The sequence below is a fragment of the Mycobacterium sp. DHQP2018-32-09 genome (assembly GCF_058148405.1).
The window spans coordinates 24,759-47,135 of the sequence record NZ_JBYVYK010000031.1 but is presented as its reverse complement, the minus strand read 5'-3'; the positions used below and the strand labels follow the sequence as shown (position 1 = coordinate 47,135).

Genomic DNA, 22,377 nt, shown 5'->3' with positions numbered 1-22,377 from the left:
GGGCCTTGGGAGGCTCGGTCACGACGCGACCACCACCCGCTGCACGAACGGCCGGATGCGCGCGGTGATGTGGGCGATGCGTCCGTCGGGCGTGAACTCGAACGTCTCGTCGACGTGGGCGCAGACGCGGCGGCCCGCGAGGACCGGCTTGGTGATGACGTCGAAGCGCGCCCGCAGTCGGTCGCCCTCGGGGGTGAAGTCCGGCGCGGTGGTCGTCTCGATGACGCGGTACTGCGGTCCGCGGTTGAGGCTGCGGCGCAGGTGTTTCCCGGAGAAGCCGGTCTTGAGCCCGACTTCGACGCGCGTGCAGTCGGGCGCGAACGGGACGTCGTCGGCGCGGTGGGTGGCGAGGGCCCTCACGTAGGCCCGGGCCGCGGCGACCCGGGCGGCGTGGTCGTCGGCCATCAGATGCGCTCGAGGATGGTTCCGGTGGACAGGGCGCCGCCGGCGCACATGGTGATCAGCGCCGTGCTCTTGTCGCTGCGCTCGAGTTCGTGCAGCGCCGTGGTGATGAGGCGGCTGCCGGTGCAGCCGACGGGGTGCCCGAGCGCGATGGCGCCGCCGTTGACGTTGACGGTGTCCATGTCGGGCTCGTGAACGCGCGCCCACGACAGCACCACCGAGGCGAAGGCCTCGTTGATCTCGGTGATGTCGATGTCGCCCATCTTCATGCCCGCCTTCTCGAGCACCTTGGCCGTCGACTGCACGGGCCCGTCGAGGTGGTAGTACGGCTCGGCGCCGACGTTGGCCTGGGCGACGATGCGGGCGCGGGGCGTCAGGCCGTGGGCCTTGGCCACGTCACTGTCCATCCACAGGACCGCCGCCGCCCCGTCGGAGATCTGCGACGACGTGCCTGCGGTGTGGATGCCGCCCTCCATGACGGGCTTCAGCGACGCCAACCCCTCGATCGTGGTGTCGCGCAGCCCCTGGTCGCGGGTGACGGGTGCCCGCTCGGACGTGGGTTGCTTCTGGTCGTCGAGCACCGGGGCGACGATGGGCGAGATCTCCCGGTCGAACCGGCCCTGGGCCCAGGCCTGGGCGGCCTTGCGCTGCGAGGCGAGGCCGAATGCGTCGATGTCGTCGCGGGTGATGCCGCGGCGCTTGGCGATGCGCTCGGCGGCGGTGAACTGGTCGGGCATGTCGATGTCCCACGACGCCGCCCGGATCTTGGAGCGGTCGGGTCCGGCGTTGGCGCCGAGGCCGACGCGGCTCATCGCCTCGACGCCGCACGCGATGCCCACGTCGATGGCGCCGATCGCGATGAGGCCGGCGATCAGGTGGTTGGCCTGTTGGCCGCTGCCGCACTGGCAGTCGACGGTGGTGGCACCCACGTGTTCGGGCAGACCGGCGGTGAGCCAGCTGACGCGGGTGATGTTGTTGGACTGCTCGCCGTACTGGGTGACGCACCCGCCGATGAGCTGTTCGACGAGGCCGGCGTCGATGCCGGCCTTGGTGACGACGGCCTTCTGCACCTCGCCGAGGATCTCGGTGGCGTGCAGGCCGGACAGCCAGCCGTTGCGCTTGCCGATGGGGCTGCGGGTGGCTTCGACGATGACAGGGTTACCCATTCCGTCAGGCTAGAACACGTTTCAGTCCTCTGACAAGCAACTATGGTGACCTGCCTTTTATCTGCCTAGATGCCGTGTTTTACTTTGGCTAGAACACGTTGCAGATTGAGGTGGAGCGGCGTCTCCATCTCGGAAAGGTGATCCGCTAGATGATCCCCGCCGACTTCGACTTCCTGGACGCGACCCTGAACCTCGAGCGGCTTCCCGTCGCCGAACTCGCCGAGCTGCGCGAGTCCGAGCCGATCCACTGGGTGGACGTGCCCGGCGGAACCGGGGGCTTCGGTGACAAGGGCTACTGGTTGGTCACCAAGCTCGCCGACGTCAAGGAGGTGTCGAAGCGCAACGACGTCTTCGGGAGTTCGCCAGACGGTGCCATCCCGACGTGGCCGCAGGACATGACGCGGGACGCGATCGACCTGCAGAAGGCCGTGTTGCTGAACATGGATGCCCCGCAGCACACCCGGTTGCGCAAGATCATCTCGCGTGGCTTCACCCCACGGGCCATCGGACGGCTCGAGGCCGAGCTGCGGGAGCGCGCCCAGCACATCGCGCAGACCGCCGCCGCCGAGGGCAGTGGCGACTTCGTCGAGCAGGTGTCGTGCGAGCTGCCGCTGCAGGCCATCGCCGGACTGCTCGGGGTGCCGCAGGAAGACCGCGACAAGCTGTTCCGGTGGTCCAACGAGATGACGGCCGGTGAGGACCCCGAGTACGCCGACGTCGACCCGGCGATGTCGTCGTTCGAGCTGATCACCTACGCCATGAAGATGGCCGAGGAGCGCTCGAACAACCCCACCGACGACATCGTCACGCAGTTGGTCCAGGCCGACGTCGAGGGGGAGAAGCTCTCCGACGACGAGTTCGGCTTCTTCGTCGTGATGCTCGCCGTGGCGGGCAACGAGACCACGCGAAACTCCATCACGCACGGCATGATCGCGTTCTCGCAGTTCCCCGAGCAGTGGGAGCTGTACAAGAAGGAGCGGCCCGGCACCGCGGCCGACGAGATCGTCCGCTGGGCCACCCCGGTGTCGGCGTTCCAGCGCACGGCGCTCGAGGACGTCGAGCTGGGCGGCGTCCAGATCAAGAAGGGTGAGCGCGTCGTGATGTCCTACCGCTCGGCCAACTTCGACGACGAGGTGTTCGACCACCCCGAACGATTCGACATCATGCGCAGCCCGAACCCGCACGTCGGGTTCGGCGGCACCGGGGCGCACTACTGCATCGGGGCCAATCTGGCCCGCATGACCATCAACCTCATCTTCAACGCCGTCGCCGACGCCATGCCGAACCTGACACCCATCGGTGAGCCCGAGCGGCTGAAGTCGGGCTGGCTCAACGGCATCAAGCACTGGCAGGTGGACTACACCGGCGGTGCGGCCGCATCGGCGCGGGCCTAGGGGATCACGGTGGACTTCACTCCCGACGAGGGGCAGCTGGCCGTCGCCGACGTGGTGGCCTCAGCGCTGGGCAAGGACAACGACTGGGACGCACTGGTTTCCGGCGGCGTACTCGCCCTGGCCGCACCCGAACGGCTCGGCGGCGACGGGCTGGGCCTGCCCGAGATCGCAACGGCACTCACCGAGATCGGCAGGCACGGCACCATCAGCCCGGCGCTCAGCACGCTCGGCGCCGCCGCCGTGCTACTGGACCTCGCATCGCCCCAGGGGCAGGACCGCTACCTGGCCGGCCTGGCGGACTCGTCGACGGGGGCGGTGCTGAGCCTGGCGCTCAACGAGCCGGGCGCCTCACAACCCGAACGGCCGGCCACCACGCTGTCGGGTGGCAGGCTCAACGGCACCAAGCTCGCGGTGGGCTACGCGGACCGCGCGCAGTGGCTGGTGGTCACGGCCGACGCGGGCGTCGTGGTGGTGCGCGGCGACGCCGACGGCGTCGCCACCACCAGGACGCCGTCCTCGACGGGGGCCGACGAATTCGTGGTGACCTTCACCGACGTCGCGGTCGCCGACGAGGACGTCCTGGCGGGAGCGACGGCCCACCGGGTGAATCAATTGGCGCTGGCCACCATCGGGGCGTTCGCCGCCGGTGCGGTGGCCGGGGCGCTGCGGCTCACCGCCGACTACGTGGCCACCCGCGAACAGTTCGGCAGGCCGCTGTCGACGTTCCAGACGGTGGCCGCGCAACTGTCCGAGGTGTACATCGCCGCGCGTACCGTCGCGCTGCTGTCGACGTCGGCCGTCTGGCTGCTCTCACAGGGGCTCGACGCCGATGACGACCTGGCGATCCTCGGCTACTGGCTGGCGTCGCAGGCACCCCCGGCGATGCGCACGTGCCATCACCTGCACGGCGGCATGGGCATGGACATCACCTACCCGATGAACCGCTACTTCTCGTCGATCAAGGACCTGACCCGGGTGCTGGGTGGTCCGACACACCGTCTGGACCTGGTGGGAGCCTGAATGTACATCGAACTGACCCCCGAGCAACGTGCGCTGCAAGCCGAACTGCGTCAGTACTTCTCGACGCTGATCACGCCAGAAGAGGCCGCGGCCATGGAGTCGAACCGGCACGGCGAGGCCTATCGCGCGGTGATCAAGCGGATGGGTTCGGACGGCAAGCTCGGCGTCGGCTGGCCGAAGGAGTACGGCGGACTGGGTTTCGGCCCCATCGAGCAACAGATCTTCGTCAACGAGGCCAACCGGGCCGACGTGCCGCTGCCGCTGGTGACCTTGCAGACCGTGGGGCCCACGCTGCAGGTCTACGGCACCGACGAGCAGAAGAAGAAGTTCCTGCCCGGAATCCTCTCCGGTGACATCCACTTCGCCATCGGCTACTCCGAGCCCGACGCGGGCACCGACCTGGCCTCGCTGCGGACCACGGCCGTCCGCCACGGTGACGAGTACGTGGTGAACGGGCAGAAGTTGTGGACGACGGGCGCCCACGACGCCGACTACGTCTGGCTGGCCTGCCGCACCGATCCGCAGGCCGCCAAGCACAAGGGCATCTCGATCCTGATCGTGGACACCAACGATCCGGGCTACTCCTGGACCCCGATCATCCTGTCCGACGGGGCGCACCACACCAACGCGTCGTACTACAACGACGTCCGGGTGCCCGCCGACATGCTCGTCGGCGAGGAGAACGGCGGCTGGAAGCTCATCACGACCCAGCTCAATCACGAACGCGTGGGCCTGGGACCGGCGGGTCGCGTGGCCGGCATCTACGACCAGGTGCATGCGTGGGCGTCCAAGCCCGGCTCGGACGGCGTGACGCCCATCGAGCAGCCCGACGTGCGCCGGCTCCTCGGACAGATCAAGGCGATCTGGCGCGTCAACGAGTTGCTCAACTGGCAGGTGGCCGCGTCCGGCGAGACCATCGCCGTCGCGGATGCCGCCGCCACCAAGGTGTTCTCGACCGAGCGCATCCAGGACGTGGGCCGGCTGGCCGAGGAGATCGTGGGCACCTACGGCAACCCCGCCGATCCCGAGACCGGGGAGTTGCTGGACTGGCTCGACAAGATGACCAAGCGGAACCTGGTCATCACGTTCGGCGGCGGCGTCAACGAGGTGATGCGCGAGATGATCGCGGCATCGGGCCTGAAGGTGCCGCGGGTGACGCGGTGACGGGCACCGACGAGCGCCTGCGCGCCGGCATCGAGCAGATCACGGCGGACGGCAGGAGTCGGCCCCGGCAGAGCCCGGATCCGGTGAACCAGCCGATGATCCGACACTGGGTGGACGCCATCGGCGACCGGAACCCGATCTACGTCGACGACGAAGCCGCCAGGGCTGCCGGGCACCCCGGCGTCGTGGCCCCGCCCGCCATGATCCAGGTGTGGACCATGGGCGGGCTCGGAGAGGGCCGCTCCGACGATGACCCGCTGTCGAAGATCATGGCGCTGTTCGACGCGGCCGGTTACGTCGGCGTGGTGGCCACCAACTGCGAGCAGACCTACCACCGCTACCTGCGGCCGGGCGAGAACGTCGCCATGCACGCCGAGATCACCGACGTGGTGGGCCCCAAGCAGACCGCGCTCGGCGAGGGCTACTTCATCAACCAGCTCATCACCTGGACCGTCGACGATGGTGAGACGGTGGCCGAGATGAACTGGCGCATCATGAAGTTCATGCCGCGTGCCGAGGCGAAGCCCGAGGTTCCCGACGATCTCGATCCGGACAAGCTGATGCGGCCGGCATCGTCGAAGGACACCCGGTTCTTCTGGGACGGGGTCAATGCGCACGAGCTGCGCATCCAGCGGCTGGCCGACGGCACGCTGCGGCATCCGCCGGTGCCCGCGGTCTGGGCCGACAAGGACGAGCCGGTCGACTACGTCGTCGCCAGTGGCGACGGCACGGTGTTCAGCTACGTCGTCCACCATGCGCCCAAGGTGCCGGGCCGAACCCTGCCGTTCGTGATCGCGCTCGTCGAACTCGAGGAGGGGGTCCGGATGCTCGGGGAACTGCGTGGCGTCGAACCGTCCGCCGTGAAGATCGGAATGCCGGTGCGTGCAACCTATCTCGACTTCGGTGACAGTGACGTCAGCCCCGCCTGGACCCTCTACGCATGGGAGCCCCGGGCATGAGCGCGACCGCGGTGCCGACGCACGACGTGGGTACGACGCTGCCCGAACTCGCGCTCTACGGCGACCCCACGTTCATCGTGTCCACCGCCATCGCGACGCGGGACTACCAGGACGTGCACCACGACCGGGACAAGGCGCAGGCCAAGGGGTCCAAGGACATCTTCGTCAACATCCTGACCGATACCGGGCTGGTGCAGCGCTACCTTACCGACTGGGCGGGCCCCACCGCGGTGATCCGGTCCATCGGTCTACGTCTCGGGGTGCCGTGGTACGCCTACGACACCGTGACGTTCCGAGGTGAGGTGACCGCGGTCGCCGACGGGCTGGTGACGGTGAAGGTGACGGGCAGCAACAGCCTGGGCGATCACGTGATCGCCACGGCCACTCTCGAGTTCGGAGGTGCGGCGTGACCGGCGGACTGTCGGGCAGGGCGGCGATCGCCGGCATCGGTGCCACCGACTTCTCGAAGAACTCGGGGCGCAGCGAGCTGCGGTTGGCTGCCGAGGCGGTGCTCGACGCGCTCGACGACGCCGGGCTGGCGCCGTCGGACGTCGACGGCCTGGTGACTTTCACGATGGACTCGAACCTGGAGACGGCGGTCGCCAGGGCCACCGGCATCGGCGACCTGAGCTTCTTCAGCCAGATCGGCTACGGCGGCGGTGCGGCGGCGGCGACGGTGCAGCAGGCCGCGCTGGCGGTCGCCACCGGGATCGCCGAGGTCGTCGTCGCCTACCGCGCGTTCAACGAGCGTTCGGAGTTCCGGTTCGGCCAGGTGATGACCGGCTTGACGGTCAACGCGGACTCGCGGGGCGTGGAGTACAGCTGGTCCTACCCTCACGGGTTGAGCACCCCCGCGGCGTCGGTGGCGATGATCGCCCAGCGGTACATGCACGAGTACGGCGCCACCAGTAGGGATTTCGGAGTCATCTCGGTGGCCGACCGCAAGCATGCCGCCACCAATCCGAAGGCACACTTCTACGGCAAGCCGATCACCATCGACGATCACCAGAACTCGCGGTGGATCGCAGAACCGCTGCGGCTGTTGGACTGCTGCCAGGAGACCGACGGTGGCGTGGCGATCGTCGTGACGACGCCGGAGCGGGCGCGCGATCTCAGGCATCGTCCTGCGATCGTCGAGGCGGCCGCGCAGGGCGCAGGCGCCGACCAGTTCACGATGTACTCGTACTACCGTCAGGAGTTGGGCCTACCGGAGATGGGTCTGGTGGGCAAGCAGCTGTGGGCGCAAAGTGGGCTGTCGACCAACGACATCCAGACGGCCGTCCTCTACGACCACTTCACCCCGTACACGTTGATCCAGCTCGAGGAACTCGGCTTCTGCGGCCGTGGCGAGGCCAAGGACTTCATCGCAGGCGGGGCCATCGAGCTGGGTGGGCGGCTGCCCATCAACACCCACGGCGGACAGCTGGGTGAGGCCTACGTCCACGGCATGAACGGCATCGCCGAAGGGGTACGGCAGCTGCGGGGCACGTCGGTGAACCAGGTGCCCGACGTCGAGCACGTGTTGGTCACCGCGGGCACCGGCGTGCCGACGTCGGGGCTGATCTTGGGGATCTAGTCCTCTGGGTCTGGTCTGAAATGGCTCCATGTGTTCTTGTGGGGCAACGGGTGTCGCGCCGATAGTGGCGTGGTGGCAGTTGACGAAGACGCCGTCGCGCCGGCCGGCGACGCGGTCCTGTTGGTCGTCGACGACTGCACGATTCATCGGGAGAGCCTGTGCGCCGCCGTGGAGGCGGCCGGCCTCCCGGCGCCGGCACGCGCATGGGACCTGCTGTCGCTCGTGACGGTGCTCGACGAGGTGCGGCCCACCGTGGCACTGGTGAACATCGCGACCCGCGATTGCGTGGCGCTGCTGCGGTCGGCGACCGACATCGTGCCCGGGCTGCGCGCCATCGTGGTGGGCGTGGCCGAGGATCAGGAGGCCACGATCGTCGCCTGTGCCGAGGTGGGTGTGGCCCACTTCCACATGCGACCCGACACGTTCGACGAGTTGCTCCGGGTGATCGCGCAGGTCTCGGTCGGCGAGACGGCGTGTACCCCCGCGGTGTCGGCGATGTTGCTACGCCGACTGTCGTCGCTGGCGGGTGGACTTCGCCCCGCGCCGCGGGAACCAGCCCTGACCACGCGCGAGGCCCAGATCCTCAGGATGCTCGAGCTGGGGCGGTCGAATCAGGACATCGCCGACCAGCTGTCGATCACCATCCACACCGTGAAGAACCACGTCCACAGCTTGTTGACCAAGCTCGGCGTGGGTACCCGCGCCGAGGCGGCGGCCCTCTCGCGCAGGTGGCGACGGAGCCGTGAATGACCCGGCGATCTAGTCCGTGGCCCAACCAAAGATGGATCTCGTGGTTCATGTACGGCGGCGATGCTGGGCTCGATAGTGATGGCGTGCTCGAACCATTTGCTCACCGGATGCGGCGAACCGCGTCCCCCGGCCCGCGGCGGCGGGTGGCCTGATGTGCGGGATCATCGCGTGTCGCACGGATGCGCCCGCCGTCGACTATCTGCTGTCCGCGCTCAAGCGGCTGGAGTACCGCGGGTACGACTCGGCGGGCGTCGCCGTGGGGACGACGACAGGCGAGGTGGTACGCCTTCGGCGTGCCGGTCGGATCCACGTTCTGGAAGAGGCGGTCCGCACGCACGCCGGCGCCCAGCTCGACGGCGTCGGCATCGGTCATACCCGTTGGGCCACACACGGTCCCGCGACCGAGGCCAACGCGCACCCACACGTCGACTGTTCCGGACGATTCAGCGTGGTGCACAACGGCATCATCGAGGACGCCGACGAGTTGCGGCACGCGCTGCAGCGCCGCGGCCATCGCTTCGCCTCCGAGGTCGACTCGGAGGTGCTCTGCCATCTGATCGAGGACGAGGCCCGACGTACCGACGATCTGGTCGCGGCCGTGCGGGCCGCCCTGTCGGCGGTGCGGGGGGCCTGGGCGGTGGCCGTCCTGGAACGGGGCACCGGCCGGATCGTGGTCGCCGCGCATCGATCGCCGTTGCTGGTGGCACGCAACGGGGTCGGGGTCTTCGCGGCCAGCGACGTCGCCGCGATGGCCGACTGGGTGGAGGAGTTTCGGGCGCTTGCCGACGGTGAGGTCTTCGAACTCACCGACGACGATGCCTGGCGTATCCGCGGTGGGCCCGCAATCGACGTCCGACGCGTCTGGCGTCGCGGTGACGCCGAGCTGGATGGTCATGCCGACTTCATGGCCAAGGAGATCGCCGAGCAGCCCAACGTCGCCGCACGCGTCGTCGACGCGCTGGGCCCGCGCATCCTCGACGGCAGCCTGTGGCACGACACCGGCGTGGGACCGTTGCGCCGGCTGCAGGTCGTCGGCTGCGGGACCTCGCTGAACGCGGGCCGGGTGATCCGCAACGTCGCCGCCGCCCTCGGGAGGATCCCCGTCACGCTGTCGGTGGCCAGCGAAGCCGCCACCGACCTGGTGGAGCCTGGCACCACTCGGCTCGCCATCAGCCAGTCTGGAGAGACCGCGGACGTGCTGAGTGCGCTCGACGGCTCGGCCGCCGCCGCGCTGGTGGCCCTGACCAACAACCCGCACTCCACCCTCGCCCGCCGCGCCGACGCGGTCCTGGACTGCTCTGCGGGACCGGAGATCGGGGTCGCCGCGACGAAGACCTTCGTGTGTCAGATGATCGTGGGGATCGGGCTGGTCGTCGCGGCGCTGGTGGCCGACGGCCGGCTCGACGCCCGGCATGCGCGCACCCTCGTCGACGAGCTGCGGCGACTGCCGGCGCGGCTGGCCGCGACCACGACCATGGCCGAGGCGCGTGTGGGTGCCATCGCCGCCGATCTCGCGCATTGCAGCGGGTTCATCTACGTGGCGCGGGGTAACGGTCTGCCCTACGCGGCAGAGGGCGCATTGAAGCTCAAGGAGCTGAGTTACCGCTGGGCGGAACATCATCCGGCGGGCGAGCTGAAGCATGGTCCACTGGCACTCGTCGATCACGGCACCCCGGTGATCGTGATCGACAACGGGGATCCGAAGCTGGCCGGCAACGTCGCCGAGATCCGGGCTCGCCACGGGCGGGTGGTCATCGTCGGGGGTGCCGACGGCGACTTGCCGACCGAGGGCGGTGGGTACCGACCATGGGGGCCCATCGAGAGCGTCGTACCGCTGCAGCTGCTGGCACGGGGGGTGGCGGTGGCGTTGGGACGGGACGTCGACAAGCCGCGCAATCTCGCCAAGGCGGTCACCGTGGAATGAGCATTCATTCGTGTATCGAATGCGACTGAATTCGACGCCCGTCGGCTAATTCGACGAGCAATGGAATGACATATCCGCGCGCACCATTGCTGATAGCTGAAGGTGAACGAGGCTCGACCTGGTGCGCGTTTCCCGGGGTGGACGGCTTGTGCTGCCAAGCCCGGTAGCGACGTGAAAAATCTTGTTCAACAACCGATATCGCAGCGTGCGGCCTTTTTGGGGAGTGGATATGTTCGCACTGGGAAATGCTTCGGTGAATTTGCTGAAATCGCATTGCCGCGCGGAAGATCGAGTGCTAGTTTCACAACGGATCGCCGTTGAGGCAATTCATCGGAGTCGGCGTGGGAACCGAATCCTCGGGGGAAGGGATGATGCCGTGCGCATTCTTCGTCGGTTCTGGGTCACCGATCGGGTGGCGTCAGCGGATCGGGCACTGTCATGAGGGTCTCGGTGATCGGTGCCGGCTACCTCGGGTCCACGCACGCCGCGTGCATGGCGCGCATCGGCCACGACGTGCTGGCGGTCGACGTCGATGCCGACAAGGTCGCCAAGCTCCAGTCGGGCGTCGTGCCCTTCTTCGAGCCGGAGTTGCAGGACGCGGTGACGGACGGACTGGCCTCGGGCCGGCTGCGCTTCACCGGATCATTCGCCGAGGCAGCCGATTTCGCCGACGTTCACTTCCTGGCCGTGGGCACACCTCAGAGCGCCGGAGGGCACGGCGCGGATCTGTCGTTCCTCGACGCGGCGGTCGACGCGCTCGGCTGCCACCTCCGTCGGCCGGCGCTCGTCGTGGGGAAGTCCACGGTGCCCGTCGGCACCGCACAGCGGCTGGCCGCACGGGTGCGCAACGCCGCGGCCGCCGGCGACGACGTCGATCTGGCCTGGAACCCGGAATTCCTCCGGGAGGGTTTCGCCGTGCGCGACACCCTGCATCCGGACCGCATCGTGCTCGGCGTGGAGGAGGGGCGCCGCGCGCAGGTCGAAGCCATGGTGCGGCAGCTCTACGCGCCGCTCCTCGCCGTCGACGGCATCCCATTCCTCGTGACGAACCTGGCGACGGCCGAGCTGGTCAAGGTCGCGGCGAACGCGTTCCTGGCGACGAAGATCTCGTTCATCAACGCGGTGGCCGAGATCTGCGAGGCCGCGTCGGCGGACGTCACCGTCCTCGCGGACGCGCTCGGCCACGACACCCGCATCGGCAGGCGATTCCTGAACGCGGGACTCGGCTTTGGCGGCGGCTGCCTGCCCAAGGACATCAGGGCCTTCATGGCCCGGGCCGAGGAACTCGGCGTCGGTGACGCCCTGGCGTTCCTGCGCGCGGTGGACGAGGTCAACCTGCGCAGGCGGCGCCGCGTCGTCGCGATCGCCGAGGAAGAGTGCGGCTCGCTGGCGGGTGCCCGGGTCGGCGTGCTGGGCTCGGCGTTCAAACCGAACACCGACGACATCCGGGACTCTCCGGCGCTCGACGTCGCCGAACGGATCCGGTCCGCCGGAGCCGAGGTCACGGTGTACGACCCCAAGGCCATGGACAACTCGCGCAAGGCATTTCCCGCACTCAACTATGCCTTCTCGGCGTTCGACGCGTGCGTCGACGCGGATGCCGTGCTGGTCCTCACCGAGTGGGACGAGTTCCGCGCCCTGGCCCCCGACGACCTGGCGGGCATCACCCGGTCCCGTCGCATCGTCGACGCCCGCAACTGCCTGGACCCACACCTGTGGCGGGGCGCGGGCTGGAGCTACCGCGGCCTCGGCCGCGTCTGACGACCCGCACCACACCATCCATCGGCACAAGGGGGAACACTCGTGAGGATTCTCGTCACCGGCGGAGCCGGATTCCTCGGCTCGCACCTCTGCGACCTCTTGATCGGGCGTGGCGACACCGTGGTGTGCCTCGACGACCTGTCCAGCGGGCGGCGCAGCAACGTCGCACACCTCCTCGGTGCGCCGGGGTTCGAGTTCGTCGAGGCGACCGTCCTGGAGCCGATCTCGATCCCGGGCGGCCGTTCGGACCGTTTCGACGGGGTGCTGCACCTCGCGAGCCCCGCGTCGCCCGTGGCCTATCTGCGACACCCCGTCTTCACGCTCCGCACCGGAGCGGAGGGCACCCGGAACGCGCTGGAGTTCGCGCTCGCGAACTCGGCCCGATTCGTCCTGGCCTCCACCAGCGAGGTGTACGGTGAGCCGCTGACGCATCCGCAGCCCGAGAGCTATTGGGGCAACGTCAATCCCGTCGGCCCCAGGAGCGTCTACGACGAGGCCAAGCGCTACGCGGAGGCGCTGACCACCGCGTACCGGACGGCCCACGGCGCCAACACCGGGATCGTCCGGATCTTCAACACCTACGGGCCGCGGCTGCGTTCCGACGACGGCCGCGTCGTCTCGAGCTTCATCGATCAGGCGCTGCGCCACCAGCCGCTGACCGTCTTCGGTGACGGAAGCCAGACCCGAAGCCTCTGCTACGTCGGGGATCTGGTGCGTGGCCTGGTGGCGATGCTCGACTCCACCGAGCCGGGCCCGGTGAACCTCGGCAATCCCGAGGAACTCACGGTGGGGGAGATCGCCGACCTGGTAAGGGAACTGACCGGGTCGTCGTCGCCCGTCGAGTACCGCCCCCTGCCCCAGGACGATCCGACGCGCCGACGCCCCGACGTCACGGTGGCGCGCGAACGCCTGGGCTGGAGTCCGGTGATCACCGCGCGCGACGGCATCGCCAAGACCATCGAATGGCACGCAGCTGCCCTTCGGGAATCCCTGCAGGAAGTGGGTGCGTGATGACCTCGGTACTGCCCAAGGGTGCGCCGGCCACGACGCCGCAGCCGACGCCCGCGGTCGCGCTCGACCGGCAGCGGTGGCAGCGGCGCTACGCGACGGTGCTGCGCTGGGCCGACGCGCTGGTGATCTGTGGCGCCGTGATCGTGGCGCAGTCCGTGCGCTTCGGCAACCCGCCCCTGGTGCCCGGGGAGGAAGGGCATCAGCACGCCACGCTGGCCTCGGCGCTCATCGTCGTCATCTGGCTGGTGAGCCTGGCAGGCTTCCGCGCGCGCTGCAGCCGGATCATGGGTCGCGGCACCGAAGAGTACCGGCGGGCCGTGGAGGCCACGCTGTGGACCTTCGGCGCGATCGCCATGGCCGAATTGCTGTTCAAGCTCGACATCGCCCGCGGATACCTGGCCGTGGCGCTGCCGACAGGCGTGCTGGGGCTGGTGGCCAACCGCTGGCTCGCCCGCCGCTGGGTCGCCCGCGGGCGCCGCGAGGGCAAGTATCAGACCGCCGTGCTCGCGGTCGGCAACGTCGACGCCGTGATCGACCTCGCCGACGAATTGTCCCGCCGCCCCGAGGACGGCTTCCGCATCACGGGGGCGTGCGTTCCGGGGGCCGCTGGTGTGGCGGTGGGTACCGACCTGCATTCCCGCAGGGGAGTCGCCATCCCGGTGGTCGGGTGTCACGGAGACGACCTCACCACGATCGTCACCCACTGCGGAGCCGACACCGTCGCGGTCGTGGGCGCCGGCCATCTGGGCGTACGCGAACTGCGACGGCTGATGTGGGAACTCGAACCGCTCGGCGTGGAACTGGTGGTCTCCCCGGGGGTCACGGACGTGGCCGCCTCGCGCGTGACCATGCTGCCCATCGCCGGGTTCCCCCTGCTGCACATCGACAAGCCGCAGTACCGGGGAGCCGAGAGACTGCAGAAGCGGGTCTTCGACTTCTGCTTCGCGCTCGCCGCGTTGACCGTGACGCTGCCGGTGCTGGTCACCGCGGCGGTGCTCGTCAAGGCCACCAGCAAGGGTCCGGTGTTCTACGCCTCCGAACGAATCGGGTTCAACGGCTGCACGTTCCGCATGCTCAAGCTCCGCACCATGGTGCAGGACGCCGACAAGCTGCTGGTGGACCTGATGGACAGCAACGAGTGCGACGGCAACCTGTTCAAGATGCGCGACGACCCGCGCGTCACCCCCGTCGGTCGCATCCTGCGGCGGTTCAGCATCGACGAGTTGCCCCAGTTCATCAACGTCCTACGGCGCGAGATGAGCGTGGTGGGTCCGCGGCCGCTGTTCACGGTGCGTGACACCGACGATCTCGATGCCCATCGACGTCTGCTCGTCAAGCCCGGGATCACCGGTCTGTGGCAGGTCAGCGGTCGCTCCGACCTGTCCTGGGAGGACTCCATCCGGCTCGATCTGTCCTACGTCGACAACTGGTCGATGGCCGCGGACATCGTGATCATCACCAAGACCGTGCGGTCGGTCCTGGCGCCCAGTGGGGCCTATTGAGCAGCCGGAAGAGACCACCCCACAGCCTCATTCGCTCGATCAGGAAGTCACCATCATGCGAGTTCTCGTCACCGGCGCAGCCGGTTTCATCGGATCCACTCTCGTCGACCGACTGTTGCGAGAAGGTCACACCGTCGTCGGCGTCGACAATCTCAGCACGGGCGTGGCGGCCAACCTCGACGCGGCCCGGCGATTCAACCAGTCGAGCCCGGGACGCTTCACGTTCCTGCACGTCGACGTCCAGGCGCCCGAGTTGGCCGGCGTGGTCGCAGGCACCAACCCGGACACCGTCTTTCACCTCGCCGCGCAGGTCGATCTGCGGGCATCGGTCTCCGATCCGCTGTTCGACGCGCGCAGCAACGTGCTCGGCACCATCAACCTCCTCGAGGCGAGTCGGTGGGCGGGGGTGCGCCGGTTCGTGTACGCGGCGTCCGGCGGTTCCCGGTACGGCGCCCCGGACGCCCTACCCGTCGACGAGACGGCGCCACTGAACCCGCTGTCGCCGTACGCCGCGGCGAAGGTGGCCGGAGAGCTGTACGTGCGGGCATACGCCGAGATGTTCGGGATCGCCCCCATCTGTCTCGGACTGGCCAACGTCTACGGGCCACGGCAGAATCCGCACGGCGAGGCCGGCGTCATGGCGATCTTCGGCAGCCGGATGATCAAGGGCCTGCCCGTGACGGTGTTCGGCGACGGCACGGCCATGCGCGACTACGTCTACGTCGACGACGTCGTCGACGCCTTCGTCCGAGCCGGGCACGCACCGTTGACGACCGTCGGTACCTACAACGTCGGTACGGGTCGGCAGACCTCGGTGACCGACGTGCACCGCCTGATGTGCCAGGCGCTGGGAATCACGTCGGAGCCGATCCACGCGGCGGCCCGCACCGGGGAGCTGCGCGCCATCGCCCTCGATGCCGGCTTGGCCGAACGCGAACTCGGCTGGCGACCGGTCGTGGACGTCGAGACCGGAGTCGGCCGCACGGTGCAGTGGCTGCGCGCCACCCTGGACCCCGAGCCCGCACTGCTGATCGACGCGTGATCACGATGACGAACGCATCCACGACCAACGGCGCCGGCAGCCCCGACTGCGGCACGGGCTTCACCGCCGCGACCGAACAGCCCTACTCCTACGTCCGAACCCCGCTCGTGGAACCGGACTGGCGACGCTTTCCCGGATGGGCATCCGTCACCGCAGCACAGTGGCGCGACGCGCAGTGGCAGCGGGCACACACCGTCAAGAACATCACACAGCTGCGCGCGGTGGTCGGCGGGTTGCTCGCCGATCGCTTCTACGACGACCTGGCGGCCGACCAACGGCTGCGTGCCACCATGTCGATGCTGGTGCCCCCGCAGATGCTGAACACCATGGCGCCGCACTGCGCCGCGGACCCCCGCAGTGTCACCGACGCGTTCTACGCCGATCCGATCCGTCGATACATGCTGCCGGTCTTCAGCGATCGTGACGTCGAATGGTCGTCACACCCTTACGCACAACGGGATTCGCTGCACGAGAGCGACATGTGGGTCAGCGAGGGGTTGACCCACAGGTACCCCACGAAGGTGCTCGCGGAGATGGTGGCCACGTGCCCCCAGTACTGCGGGCACTGCACGCGCATGGACTTGATCGGCAACTCGACGCCGACGGTCGGCAAGACGCGACTGTCGCTGCGGCCGGCGGATCGCCAGGACCGGATGCTGCAGTACCTGCGCGCCACGCCCACCGTGCGCGACGTCGTGGTCTCCGGTGGCGACGTCGCGAACGTCCCGTGGCCCAGGCTCGAGGCATTCGTCACCCAGCTGCTCGAGATCGACACGGTGCGCGACATCCGACTCGCCACCAAGGCATTGGCCGGTCTGCCGCAGCACTGGCTGCAGCCCGCCGTGCTCGACGGCGTGCACCGCATCGCCACGACGGCGGCGGCGCGCGGGGTGAACCTGGCAGTGCACACCCACGTCAACCACGTCCAGTCGGTGACGCCGCTGGTCGCTGCCGCGGCACGGGCGCTGCTCGACGCGGGACTGCGGGACGTGCGCAACCAGGGGGTGCTCATGCGCGGCGTCAACGCGACCGCCGACGACCTACTGGACCTGTGCCTGGCCCTGCAGGGAGAGGCCAACATCCTGCCCTACTACTTCTACATGTGCGACATGATCCCGCATTCGGAGCACTGGCGGACGCCGCTGTGGGAGGCGCAGCAGCTGCAGGTCTCGATCATGGGCTACCTGCCGGGGTACGCCACCCCGCGCATCGTGTGCGACGTGCCCTACGTCGGCAAGCGCTGGGTGCACCAGGTGGCCCAGTACGACCGTGACCTCGGAATCTCGTACTGGACCAAGAACTATCGCACCGGGCTCGACCATGCCGACGTCGACGCGTCGGCCCGGATGTACCCCTTCTACGACCCGATCGGCGGGCTGCCCGCGGCCGGCCAGGCGTGGTGGCGGGACAACCGTGAAACGGACGCATCGACGGTGGCCGACGCCGAGGAGTCGATCGTGCTGGTCGCCCCAGAGGCGGGCATTCGATGACCGACCTCGGGCTCGGCCGGGGTGCCACGACGCGCTCGACGGCCGAACTGGCGCCCATCACCGCCGACGATCTCGACGACGTCGCCGACTTCCTGCGTGCCAACCTCAACGACGGCGTCGCCTGGCGCGAGACGTGCGCATCGGTGCCGTGGCAGGGCCAGTGGCCCAACTACGGCTTCCAGCTGCGCGACGGCGATCGCGTCGTGGGGGCGCTGTTGGCCCTCTACTCGACCCGGATGGTGGCGGGCCGGGTGGAGAAGTTCTGCAACATGGGTTCGTGGTGCGTACGGCCGGAGTACCGGTCGCGCAGCCTGTCTCTGCTGAAGGCGTTGCTGGCCCAGGACGACTACCACTTCACCGTCCTGACGGCGGACGTGGGTCCGCAGGAGATCCTGGCGTGGTCGGGATTTCGGCCCATCGACACGACCGCCGCGCTCATCCCGAACCTGCCGTGGCCCAGTGCCTTCGGCGCGCGAGGACTCGGCCGGACTCGGGTGAGCTGCGCACCCGCCGACCTCGAGACGACGCTGGCGGGCACCGCCCTGCGGATCTACCGCGACCATGCGGGGGCACTCGCCGCGCGCCACGTGGTGCTCGCCCGGGGGCAGCGGACCTGCTACGTGATGTACCGGGAGTCGCGGTTCCGGGGCAGGCCCGTCGCGCTGCTGCTCTACGTCAGCGACCCCGAACTGTTCGGCCGTACGTGGCGCACGTTCACTGCTCACCTGCTGCTGCGGCATCGGCTGCTGGCCACCGTGGCCGAGCTGCGGATCATCGGCGCGGCGCCACTGGCCTCGGTGTCGATCCGCAACTGGCCGAGGATGTTTCGCAGCAGCACGCTCGAAGCCGAACACATCGACTATCTGTACAGCGAGCTGACGTGCGTGCCGTGGTAGCGGCGGGGCCGGTGGTCCGTCCCGGCGTCGCCTTCGCAGTCGAGCCCATCCACTCGGTGGATCGCCTCGCCCAGGAATGGCAGCTGCTGGAGCGTGAGGTCTCGCCGTCGTTCTTCGGATCGTGGCACTGGATCGGCACCCTGCTCGACGTCCTGCCCGCCGAGTCCCGGCCGGGCCTGGTGCGCGGCACCGCCGCGGGCGCCACCGTGGCGCTCGGGCTGCTCGGCGACGCTCGGATCCACCGGCACCACGTGATCTCCGCGCGGCGGTGGGTCCTCAACGCGACGGGCGATCCGGCGGCCGACAGCATCCACGTGGAGCACAACGGCCTGTTGGCCGGCGCCGAGATGGGCTGGGAGGGGCTGCTCGACGCGTTCGTCGCCGCCAAGGACGTCGACGAACTGTGCCTGTCCGGGATCGCGCGGCCGCCGTCCGACGCGCTGCTCGCGCAGCGCGGGCTGCGTCGCAGGGAGGCCTGCGAGACGTCCTACGCCGTCGAGTTGGACGCGCTCACGGGCAGTGCCGGCGACGTGACCGCCATCCTGAGCAAGAATGCCCGGTCTCAGCTGCGGCGTTCGGTGCGCAAGCTCGAGCCGTTGCGGCTGCAGGCGGCGACCACCGAGCGCGAGGCCCTGGCGTACTTCGGCACGCTGAAGGAACTGCACGTGCGATGGTGGCTGCGCCGGGGTGCGCGGCACGCGTTCACCCATTCCTTCTTCGAACGCTTCCACGAACGGTTGATCGAGCGGGCGTTCGCCTCGGGTGCCATTCAACTGCTGCGGGTGTCCAGCGGTGACCGGATCGTCGGAGTGCTCTACAACTTCGTCTACGGCGACCGGGTGTACGCCTACCAGAGCGGGTTCGTGCAGCCGTCGCCCGGGGAGCGCCCCGGAGTGGTCTCCCACGCGCTGGCCATCCGGCACGCCTGGCAACAGGGCGCCCGCGTCTACGACTTCATGGCAGGGCAGAACCGGCTCAAGAGCAGCTTCGGCAACGACGTGCAGACGCTGTCGTGGACGGTCGTGCAGAAGCCGCGCATGCGCTTCCGACTCGAGCGGGTCCTCGAGCGGGCCGCCGGACAAGCGACGGAAGCGAGGCACTCGTGACGATCGAGGACACGGTGACGCCGACGGCGCCCGGACACACCGGCGACGTCGTCGGCGACTTCCTGGCGGCGGCCGGCCGCTGGGCGGAACGACCGGCCGTCGAGGACCAGACCGGCACCATCGACTACGCGCGGCTTGCCGCGGCCGTCGAGCGGACCGCCGCGCGCTACCGGACGGCCGGCGGCGCGACCCCCAGGGTGGGCGTGGTGGTCTCGCACCGGCCCGCCACGGTGGTCCACCTGCTCGGGATCCTGCGCGCCGGTGCCGCGTACTGCCCCATCGACGCCACGGTCCCCCCGGCGCGCAAACTGGCCATGGCCGAGGTGCTCGACCTCGAACGGATGGCGACCGCCGACGACCACCGCGGCGACGTGGACGTCCACGGCGAAGTCGAGGGCGTGCCAGAGGATCTCGGCCACGTCGATGATCCCGCGTACGTGCTGTGCACGTCGGGCTCGACGGGGGCGCCGAAGCCCGTCGTCGTGAGCCGCGGCGCGCTGACCGCCACGGTGGCCGCGCTGCGCGATCTGTTCGGTCTCACCAGCACGGACCGGGTGCTGCAATTCGCGTCGCTGGGCTGGGACACCTGTCTGGAGGAGATGCTGCCGACGCTGACCGCAGGAGCGGCACTGGTGTTCGACGACGCGGCCCAATGCGGGTCGTTTCCCCGGTTCGTGCGCATGCTCGCCGACCGACGCATCACGGTCGTGGACCTGCCGACGGCCTTCTGGCACGAACTGGTGCTGTACCTGCACGAGGAGCGGGCCGGCCTGCCGGAATGCGTGCGCCTGGTCGTGATCGGCGGCGAGCGCGTCGACCCCACCCGGCTGGACCAGTGGCGCGCCCTCGACACCGCGAACGTGGTGTTGCTCAACACGTACGGCTGCACCGAGACCACGATGATCACGCACGCCGTTCGGCTGCACGGTCCCGGTACCGAGCCTGCGGTGGCGGCGGGCGGGGCGCCGCTGGGCAGGTCGTTGCCCCACGTTCGCGATCACGTCAGCGGTGACGGTGAGCTGTGGATCGCGGGAACCTCGCTCGCCAGCGGGTATCTCGGTGCCCCGGAGGCCACGGCGACGCGCTTTCCGGTGGCCGACGTCGACGGGGAACCCGCCCGATGGTTTCGCACCGGCGACGTCGTCGTGCGCGACGAGCACGGGTTGTTGCACGCCCTGGGCCGCGTCGACCAGGAGATCAAGGTCGCCGGTGTGCGCGTACATCCCGCCGAGGTCGAGGCGCAGCTGACCGGCCACCCGGCGGTGGCGGCCGCCGTCGTGGTCGCCGAGCACCGACTCGGCCGCACCGTGCTCACCGCACTGGTCGTGGCGGCGGGCGTCGCACCACCCGAAGCCGCCCTCAAACGTCACCTCGCGGACCGGCTACCGCGCCAATTCGTCCCCACCCGAATACGTTTCGTCCCCGCACTGGCCTACACGGCCAGCGGCAAGGTCGATCGCAGCGCCACGCTGCGGACCCACCACGACACACAGGCACACCACGACGCACCGGCACACCACGACACACCGGCACACCACGACAAAGGAGCAGACCGATGAGCCCGGACGCAATAGTCGAGATCTTCAGCAGGGTGCTGCAGACCTCCGAGGTCACCGCCGAATCCGACTTCTTCGAACTCGGCGGTGACTCCCTGCTGGCCACGCGTGTGCTCAGCGCCATCGCCAGGGAGTTCGGCCGGGAACTGGCATACGACGAGTTCGTCGACGACCCGACGCCGGCCGGCTTGTTCGCCAAGGCCACGTCCACCAGCACGGCCACCGCATCATGACCGCCGGAAGCGGGCGCGTCGTCGTCATCGGGGCCGGGCTGGCCGGGCTGACGGCCGCCGTCGAACTGGTCGCCGCCGGCGTGGACGTCACGGTGCTCGAGGCGCGCGAGCGGGTGGGCGGCCGCATGCACGGCGTCCCCGTGGCCGACGGCGTCTTCGCCGACGGGGGAGCGGCCTACCTCGGCGCACGGCACACCGACCTGCTGGCGTTGATCCAGGATTGCGCCCTGGGTCTGGCGGCGACGACGATGACCGGGGACAGCACGTTCCTCGTCGCGGACGAGCACACCACCACCCCGAGCCGGGTCCCCCCGCTCGACGCGGTGGCCCTCGGTGCGCTGTTCGACGCGCTCGAGGACCTGGTCGCGAGCATCCGGCCCGACGCGCCGTGGCTCAGCCGGGACGCCGAGCGGCTGGATCACCTGACGGCGTCGGAGTGGCTGGCCGAGAACGTCACCCACCCCGACGCGCACACCTTCTTCCCGCTCTTCCTCGGGGAGATGATGGCCGCCGACCCGGCCGCGATCTCCGCCCTCCACATGGCCGTCTACCTGCGCTCCGGCGGCGGCATCCGATACCTCAACGCCTTCGAGGGCGGAGCTCAGCAGTGGCGGATCGAGGGCGGTTCGCACCTGCTGTGCGAGGAACTCGCGCACCGGCTCGGAGACCGCGTGCACCTGGGTCGACCGGTCCGACTGATCGAGCAGGACGCCGCCGGCGTCGTCGTGCACTCGGTGTCGACCGTGGACGGCAGTGTCACCCGGCACTCCGCGGACCGTGTCGTCGTCGCCGTCCCGCCACTGTTGGCGGAGCGCATCGCCTTCGATCCCGTCCTGCCGTCGCCGCGAGCCACCGCGGTGACCGGGCGGGGCTGCGCGGTCAAGGTGCACATGGCCCATGCCCGTCCGCTGTGGCGCGAGCAGGGCCTGTCGGGTTGGTCGGTGAGTAGCCACGGACCGCTGCTGTCGACGGTGGACGACTCCCCGGCAGACGAATCCGTGGGCGTACTCACCGGATTCGTGACCGGCGCGGCCGCGACCGCGTTCAGCGCCCTGCCTGCCGACGAGCAGCGCGCGACCGCCCTGGCGCACGCGCGCCGACTCTTCCCGCACCTGCCGGCGCCGTCGCGGGTCTGGGTCACCGACTGGCTGGCCGAGGAGTACAGCAAGGGGTGCTACGCGGCGCTCTTCGGCCCCGGTGACTGGCTGGAACTCGGGCCGACCCTGACCGCCCCGCACGGCCGCGTCCACTGGGCTGGGACCGAGACCAGTCTCGAGTTCTTCGGGCTCATGGAGGGCGCCATCCGGTCGGCGCGGCGCGCGGCCGGGGAAGTGCTCTCCGCCTGCGCCGCAGGCGCGCCGATCGGCGCGGGCAGGGCGGGTTGACGTGGCGCACCAACCGATCCAGACCGATTCGAGAACTCCG

General features: G+C 69.5%; 20 protein-coding genes. 18 read left to right on the top strand and 2 right to left on the bottom strand.

The features are described from left to right. Window positions 1–18: 18 nt before the first annotated feature. The gene (locus AC30CM_RS16225; protein WP_490117923.1) at window positions 19–405 is read right to left on the bottom strand and encodes a DUF8021 domain-containing protein; all 387 of its coding nucleotides are present in this window, start codon (window positions 403–405) and stop codon (window positions 19–21) included. Further along, window positions 405–1,568, bottom strand: coding sequence for a steroid 3-ketoacyl-CoA thiolase (locus AC30CM_RS16220; protein WP_490117922.1), 1,164 nt, complete (start codon window positions 1,566–1,568; stop codon window positions 405–407). Before AC30CM_RS16220 ends, AC30CM_RS16225 begins: the two co-directional genes overlap by 1 nt. Window positions 1,569–1,717: 149 nt before the next feature. Between AC30CM_RS16220 and AC30CM_RS16215 the strand changes: the two genes are divergently transcribed. The 18 genes from AC30CM_RS16215 to AC30CM_RS16130 all read left to right on the top strand — a co-directional run bounded on the left by AC30CM_RS16215 (window position 1,718) and on the right by AC30CM_RS16130 (window position 22,337). Further along, window positions 1,718–2,962, top strand: a complete 1,245-nt coding sequence (locus AC30CM_RS16215; protein ID WP_490117921.1) for a cytochrome P450 — start codon at window positions 1,718–1,720, stop codon at window positions 2,960–2,962. Window positions 2,963–2,971: 9 nt separating this feature from the next. Continuing rightward, window positions 2,972–3,982, top strand: a complete 1,011-nt coding sequence (locus AC30CM_RS16210; protein WP_490117920.1) for an acyl-CoA dehydrogenase family protein — start codon at window positions 2,972–2,974, stop codon at window positions 3,980–3,982. Continuing rightward, window positions 3,983–5,146, top strand: coding sequence for an acyl-CoA dehydrogenase FadE29 (fadE29, locus tag AC30CM_RS16205; RefSeq protein ID WP_490117919.1), 1,164 nt, complete (start codon window positions 3,983–3,985; stop codon window positions 5,144–5,146). It begins immediately after the preceding gene. A gap of 17 nt (window positions 5,147–5,163) precedes the next feature. After that, a complete protein-coding gene (locus tag AC30CM_RS16200; protein WP_490117951.1) occupies window positions 5,164–6,105 on the top strand; it encodes a bifunctional MaoC family dehydratase N-terminal/OB-fold nucleic acid binding domain-containing protein in 942 nt (313 codons plus the stop codon). Next, window positions 6,102–6,515 carry a MaoC family dehydratase gene (locus AC30CM_RS16195; RefSeq protein WP_490117918.1) on the top strand — a complete coding sequence of 138 codons (414 nt, stop codon included), beginning with the start codon at window positions 6,102–6,104 and terminating at the stop codon, window positions 6,513–6,515. The genes AC30CM_RS16200 and AC30CM_RS16195 overlap by 4 nt, the downstream gene beginning before the upstream one ends. Before the next feature lie 8 nt (window positions 6,516–6,523). After that, complete coding sequence (gene ltp2, locus AC30CM_RS16190) at window positions 6,524–7,681, top strand: 17-hydroxy-3-oxo-4-pregnene-20-carboxyl-CoA lyase (RefSeq protein WP_490117950.1); 1,158 nt, start codon at window positions 6,524–6,526, stop codon at window positions 7,679–7,681. Between the two features lie 72 nt (window positions 7,682–7,753). After that, window positions 7,754–8,431: a LuxR C-terminal-related transcriptional regulator gene (locus AC30CM_RS16185; protein ID WP_490117917.1), complete on the top strand. Its 678-nt coding sequence runs from the start codon at window positions 7,754–7,756 to the stop codon at window positions 8,429–8,431. A gap of 151 nt (window positions 8,432–8,582) precedes the next feature. Next, window positions 8,583–10,355, top strand: coding sequence for a glutamine--fructose-6-phosphate transaminase (isomerizing) (gene glmS / locus AC30CM_RS16180; RefSeq protein ID WP_490117916.1), 1,773 nt, complete (start codon window positions 8,583–8,585; stop codon window positions 10,353–10,355). Window positions 10,356–10,793: 438 nt separating this feature from the next. After that, complete coding sequence (locus AC30CM_RS16175; RefSeq protein WP_490117915.1) at window positions 10,794–12,116, top strand: UDP-glucose dehydrogenase family protein; 1,323 nt, start codon at window positions 10,794–10,796, stop codon at window positions 12,114–12,116. A gap of 42 nt (window positions 12,117–12,158) precedes the next feature. Next, window positions 12,159–13,127, top strand: coding sequence for a UDP-glucuronic acid decarboxylase family protein (locus tag AC30CM_RS16170; protein ID WP_490117914.1), 969 nt, complete (start codon window positions 12,159–12,161; stop codon window positions 13,125–13,127). After that, window positions 13,127–14,629 (top strand): sugar transferase, encoded by a 1,503-nt coding sequence (locus tag AC30CM_RS16165; protein ID WP_490117913.1) that lies wholly within the window; start codon window positions 13,127–13,129, stop codon window positions 14,627–14,629. Before AC30CM_RS16170 ends, AC30CM_RS16165 begins: the two co-directional genes overlap by 1 nt. A 55-nt stretch (window positions 14,630–14,684) precedes the next feature. Then, the gene (locus AC30CM_RS16160; protein ID WP_490117912.1) at window positions 14,685–15,671 is read left to right on the top strand and encodes an NAD-dependent epimerase/dehydratase family protein; all 987 of its coding nucleotides are present in this window, start codon (window positions 14,685–14,687) and stop codon (window positions 15,669–15,671) included. Window positions 15,672–15,676: 5 nt separating this feature from the next. Then, window positions 15,677–17,161, top strand: a complete 1,485-nt coding sequence (locus tag AC30CM_RS16155) for a KamA family radical SAM protein (RefSeq protein WP_490117911.1) — start codon at window positions 15,677–15,679, stop codon at window positions 17,159–17,161. After that, entirely contained in the window at window positions 17,158–18,057 is a 900-nt protein-coding gene (locus AC30CM_RS16150; protein ID WP_490117910.1) for a hypothetical protein, read from the top strand. Before AC30CM_RS16155 ends, AC30CM_RS16150 begins: the two co-directional genes overlap by 4 nt. Beyond that, window positions 18,042–19,163, top strand: coding sequence for a GNAT family N-acetyltransferase (locus tag AC30CM_RS16145; RefSeq protein ID WP_490117909.1), 1,122 nt, complete (start codon window positions 18,042–18,044; stop codon window positions 19,161–19,163). The genes AC30CM_RS16150 and AC30CM_RS16145 overlap by 16 nt, the downstream gene beginning before the upstream one ends. After that, on the top strand, window positions 19,160–20,722 hold the full coding sequence (locus AC30CM_RS16140; protein WP_490117908.1) for an AMP-binding protein: 1,563 nt from the start codon (window positions 19,160–19,162) through the stop codon (window positions 20,720–20,722). The genes AC30CM_RS16145 and AC30CM_RS16140 overlap by 4 nt, the downstream gene beginning before the upstream one ends. Then, window positions 20,719–20,952: a phosphopantetheine-binding protein gene (locus tag AC30CM_RS16135; protein WP_490117907.1), complete on the top strand. Its 234-nt coding sequence runs from the start codon at window positions 20,719–20,721 to the stop codon at window positions 20,950–20,952. The genes AC30CM_RS16140 and AC30CM_RS16135 overlap by 4 nt, the downstream gene beginning before the upstream one ends. Further along, on the top strand, window positions 20,949–22,337 hold the full coding sequence (locus tag AC30CM_RS16130; protein ID WP_490117906.1) for a flavin monoamine oxidase family protein: 1,389 nt from the start codon (window positions 20,949–20,951) through the stop codon (window positions 22,335–22,337). Before AC30CM_RS16135 ends, AC30CM_RS16130 begins: the two co-directional genes overlap by 4 nt. The last annotated feature ends 40 nt before the right edge of the window (window positions 22,338–22,377 follow it).

Excerpts from the sequence above, each read along its gene's own strand:
- AC30CM_RS16225 (WP_490117923.1), bottom strand. The coding sequence starts at position 405 with ATGGCCGACGACCACGCCGCCCGGGTCGCCGCGGCCCGGGCCTACGTG.
- AC30CM_RS16220 (WP_490117922.1), bottom strand. The coding sequence starts at position 1,568 with ATGGGTAACCCTGTCATCGTCGAAGCCACCCGCAGCCCCATCGGCAAG.
- AC30CM_RS16215 (WP_490117921.1), top strand. The coding sequence starts at position 1,718 with ATGATCCCCGCCGACTTCGACTTCCTGGACGCGACCCTGAACCTCGAG.
- fadE29 (WP_490117919.1), top strand. The coding sequence starts at position 3,983 with ATGTACATCGAACTGACCCCCGAGCAACGTGCGCTGCAAGCCGAACTG.
- AC30CM_RS16195 (WP_490117918.1), top strand. The coding sequence starts at position 6,102 with ATGAGCGCGACCGCGGTGCCGACGCACGACGTGGGTACGACGCTGCCC.
- glmS (WP_490117916.1), top strand. The coding sequence starts at position 8,583 with ATGTGCGGGATCATCGCGTGTCGCACGGATGCGCCCGCCGTCGACTAT.
- AC30CM_RS16175 (WP_490117915.1), top strand. The coding sequence starts at position 10,794 with ATGAGGGTCTCGGTGATCGGTGCCGGCTACCTCGGGTCCACGCACGCC.
- AC30CM_RS16165 (WP_490117913.1), top strand. The coding sequence starts at position 13,127 with ATGACCTCGGTACTGCCCAAGGGTGCGCCGGCCACGACGCCGCAGCCG.
- AC30CM_RS16160 (WP_490117912.1), top strand. The coding sequence starts at position 14,685 with ATGCGAGTTCTCGTCACCGGCGCAGCCGGTTTCATCGGATCCACTCTC.
- AC30CM_RS16155 (WP_490117911.1), top strand. The coding sequence starts at position 15,677 with ATGACGAACGCATCCACGACCAACGGCGCCGGCAGCCCCGACTGCGGC.
- AC30CM_RS16150 (WP_490117910.1), top strand. The coding sequence starts at position 17,158 with ATGACCGACCTCGGGCTCGGCCGGGGTGCCACGACGCGCTCGACGGCC.
- AC30CM_RS16135 (WP_490117907.1), top strand. The coding sequence starts at position 20,719 with ATGAGCCCGGACGCAATAGTCGAGATCTTCAGCAGGGTGCTGCAGACC.
- AC30CM_RS16130 (WP_490117906.1), top strand. The coding sequence starts at position 20,949 with ATGACCGCCGGAAGCGGGCGCGTCGTCGTCATCGGGGCCGGGCTGGCC.